Source organism: Dethiosulfatibacter sp., from assembly GCF_983023055.1.
In genome coordinates this window covers 1-2,136 of the sequence record NZ_CEZJXU010000442.1, presented here as the reverse complement: position 1 = coordinate 2,136, position 2,136 = coordinate 1, and the positions used below count along the sequence as shown (strand labels likewise).

Annotated in this window: 3 protein-coding genes; all 3 read left to right on the top strand. The window is 34.0% G+C overall.

The annotated features are described in order from the left end of the window. Positions 1–416, top strand: a 416-nt coding sequence (locus AC3AX0_RS12175) for a S1 RNA-binding domain-containing protein (RefSeq protein WP_487550549.1), incomplete at its 5' end; no start/stop codon positions are given. Between the two features lie 61 nt (positions 417–477). Continuing rightward, on the top strand, positions 478–1,740 hold the full coding sequence (locus AC3AX0_RS12170; protein WP_487550548.1) for a M16 family metallopeptidase: 1,263 nt from the start codon (positions 478–480) through the stop codon (positions 1,738–1,740). A gap of 10 nt (positions 1,741–1,750) precedes the next feature. After that, positions 1,751–2,136, top strand: a 386-nt coding sequence (dut, locus tag AC3AX0_RS12165; protein ID WP_487550547.1) for a dUTP diphosphatase, incomplete at its 3' end; no start/stop codon positions are given.

The following is a 2,136-nucleotide window of genomic DNA, read 5'->3' as shown; positions in this document are numbered from 1 at the left end:
ATCCGGACAAGATCAGAGAGATCATAGGACCTGGTGGAAGAGTAATTAACAAAATCATAGAAGAAACTGGAGTTAAGATTGACATTGAAGATGACGGTTCAGTAATGATAGCAGCTACAAATCCTGAAGCAGGAAACAAGGCAAAGGCTATTGTTGAAGGAATTATTAAAGGTGTTGAAGTTGGTGACGTTTTTCTTGGAAAAGTAGCAAGAATAATGAAATTTGGAGCCTTTTTAGAAATAGGCAATGGCAAGGAAGGTCTTCTTCATATTTCCAAGATATCAGATAAAAGAGTAGACAAAGTTGAAGATGTACTGAGCATTGGAGACGAAGTTCTTGTCAAGGTTCTTGAAATAGACAAGCAGGGAAGAATAAACTTGTCCAGAAAAGATGCCGTGAAAGATAAAGCGAAATAAAACGTAAATAAATAACTGACAATCCCTCTTTATGAGGGATTTGTTTTTGACAGGAGGAAACATGATTCACAAAATTGTTTTAGACAACGGTTTAAGAATAGTTTTTGAACAGGTTGATTATGTGAATTCAGTCACTACTGGAATCTGGGTAGGGGCAGGCTCCATTAACGAAACTGATGAGAATAATGGAATATCACACTTAATAGAACATATGTTGTTCAAAGGTACTAAAAAAAGAAGTTCTGCCGATATAGCTGAAGAAATGGATAGTATGGGAGGACAGCTTAATGCCTTTACTACCAAGGAATGCACTTGTTTTTATACAAAAGTGACTTCATACAACTTTGAAACAGCCCTTGATGTTTTGTCAGATATGATATTTAATTCTGTTTTTGATGAAGAAGAACTTGAAAAGGAAAAGAAGGTAATTTTTGAAGAAATCCTCATGTATGATGATTCTCCGGAAGATTACGTACATGAACTGCTGACCAAGATATCCTTTAAAGGGAATTCAATTGCATATCCAATATTAGGAGATTCTTCTACTGTGAGCAAAATTGGTGTTGCAGATATAAAGAAATATATGGAGAATAATTATACTTCTGACAATATAGTTATTTCAATTGTTGGTAATATTTCCCCAGATGAAGTTAAAGCCTTATGTTCCAATTATTTTGGCGAGTTCAAAAAAAGCAAGGCTGAAACATTTAAAGACAGTACATATAGATATAAAAACAACAGTGAAAGTGTTCATAAGAGTATTGAGCAATATCATTTTTGTATTGGCGTAGAAGGTTATGAAAGAAACAATGAAAACTACTATGCTTCAAACATACTTAATAATATTATTGGTGGAAGTATGAGTTCAAGACTTTTTCAGAATATCAGAGAAAAAAGCGGACTTGTATACACTATATATTCATTCAATTCCAGCTATAGGTCTGCAGGACTCTTCGGAATATACTCAGCGCTTAAAGAAGACAGCATAAACGAAGTTGTAAGCAGAGTTAAAATAGAATTGGACAGTCTGAAAAAGGGCAATATTACCAAAAGCGAATTTGAGAGATCTAAGTCGCAGATTCAAGGCAACTATATATTAAGCCTTGAAAATACATCAAACAGGATGACTGTTCTTGGAAGAAGAGAACTTTTCTATAATGAAACAATTAATCCGGAAGATATAGTCAATACAATTAAAAACGTGGAATACAATGATATTATAGAAGTATCGAGAGATCTTTTCAACTGCGACAAATACAATATTGCATTGACTGGAAATGTAGAAAAAAACAAGGATGTAATCAAGCTATTTGATTTTTCATAGGAGGACCATGATGATAGTAAAGATCAAAAAAACAAACGATTTTAAAATGCCTCAATACAAGACTGAAGGATCTTCAGGCATGGATCTTAGTGCAGATATTGAGGAACCAATAGTACTGAAACCTTTGGAAAGATATCTTGTACCAACAGGTATTTATATAGAAATACCTGTTGGATACGAAGCTCAAATAAGAGCGAGAAGTGGTCTTGCCATTAAAAATGGAATTAGTCTTGTAAATGGGATCGGAACAATCGACAGCGATTACAGAGGAGAAATTAAAGTAATACTTATCAATCTGGGTGGAGAAGATTTCACAATAAACAGAGGTGATAGAATTGCCCAGATGATATTTGCCAAGGTTGAAATAGCAGATATTGAAGAAGTTGAGATAGTTGA

What these genes read in the sequence shown, in the direction of transcription:
- AC3AX0_RS12170 (WP_487550548.1), top strand. Translation starts at nt 478, where the DNA reads ATGATTCACAAAATTGTTTTAGACAACGGTTTAAGAATAGTTTTTGAA.